This is a genomic window from Methylobacterium sp. V23 (assembly GCF_002917135.1).
Lineage (GTDB): Bacteria > Pseudomonadota > Alphaproteobacteria > Rhizobiales > Beijerinckiaceae > Methylobacterium.
In genome coordinates this window covers 1-1,137 of record NZ_PDHT01000131.1, presented here as the reverse complement: position 1 = coordinate 1,137, position 1,137 = coordinate 1, and the positions used below count along the sequence as shown (strand labels likewise).

Below are 1,137 nucleotides of genomic sequence, written 5' to 3'. Positions count from 1 at the left end.
CTGCAGATGCACGGTGCCATGGCCGAGTACTTCCTCGACCTCAACCGCGAGCGCACCATGGAGGGGCTGAAGGCGGCCCTGGCGCGAGGGCGCAAAGGCGGTCGGCCGAAGAAGCTGACGCCAGCTGACATCGAGGCCGGTCGCGCCCTACTGCACTCGGGCACCATCTCGATCGCGGCGATCGCCAAGCGCCTTGGGGTCAGCCGGGACACCTTCTACAACTACTTCCCCCAGGCACGTACCCGGAGCCAGGCCGACCTTGCTGCTGCGGCGATCCGACGGGTGTCCTCCTGATGCCGATCCGCCGCGAGCACCGCTTCTTCTATCCCATCGACTGGCCCCAGCTCTCGGCCGTGATCCGCTTCGAACGAGCCAAGGGCCGCTGTGAGGTTTGCGCTCGTCCGCATGGACAGCGCGTCTTTCATCTCGGCGATGGGCGCTGGTGGGATGGAGAGGCGGGCTCCTGGCGGGATGGGACCGGGCGTTTCATCTGTTTGGCGATGGGGGCCGATGACGTTCTGGAAAGCGTGCGCACCACGCGCGTGGTTCTGGCGACCGGGCACCGTGATCATGACACGGCGAACAACATGGCTCGGAACCTCGCTGCCTTCTGCCAACGCTGCCATATGAACCATGATCGGCCCGAACATCAGCGTCGGCGCTGGTATACCTTGTTCAAGCGCAGAGCTTTAGGCGATCTGTTCCGAGGCCCATACTAGGATCGTTGAGACTGGATCTGTCGAGCTCGGGTTTAATCCGAGCCACCACGTGTTCCTTGGCACGTCAAGAATGCAATGGCCTCCCCATATTAGTTTCAGACAGAGAGAAACGAGCCAGACATTTGGTTCGTACTGTGAATGAGCCAATAAGCCACAATGAAGACCCGTATCGCCGCCCTCGCCACCGCCCTTGTCCTTGGCGTTGCTCCGATCTCGTCCGCCATGGCCTATGACAGCCCCTCCCGCTACACCTCGTTCGCCCCCTACGATGTCGAGACCACGGGCTCGGTCAACGATGTGCGCCGTCCCCCGGCCTATCTCGGTTGCCCGATGAGCTCGGCCGCCGAGGGCAACGCCAACCAGCAGAACTTCCCCACCCAACAGTACGGCCAGACCTCGGGCGGAAACCGCTGCTGAT

3 protein-coding genes are annotated in these 1,137 nt (G+C 63.0%); all 3 read left to right on the top strand.

Translation table 11 applies throughout. The features are described from left to right. Positions 1 to 294 (top strand): helix-turn-helix domain-containing protein (locus CRT23_RS27620; protein ID WP_146056571.1); only part of this gene is annotated, 294 nt, incomplete at its 5' end. Continuing rightward, positions 294 to 719, top strand: a complete 426-nt coding sequence (locus CRT23_RS27615) for a hypothetical protein (protein ID WP_103712643.1) — start codon at positions 294 to 296, stop codon at positions 717 to 719. The genes CRT23_RS27620 and CRT23_RS27615, both read left to right, overlap by 1 nt. Positions 720 to 875: 156 nt before the next feature. Next, positions 876 to 1,136: a hypothetical protein gene (locus CRT23_RS27610; protein ID WP_056218729.1), complete on the top strand. Its 261-nt coding sequence runs from the start codon at positions 876 to 878 to the stop codon at positions 1,134 to 1,136. Position 1,137: the final 1 nt, after the last annotated feature.

Coding starts and splice junctions, on each gene's coding strand:
- CRT23_RS27615 (WP_103712643.1), top strand. CDS start 294: ATGCCGATCCGCCGCGAGCACCGCTTCTTCTATCCCATCGACTGGCCC.
- CRT23_RS27610 (WP_056218729.1), top strand. CDS start 876: ATGAAGACCCGTATCGCCGCCCTCGCCACCGCCCTTGTCCTTGGCGTT.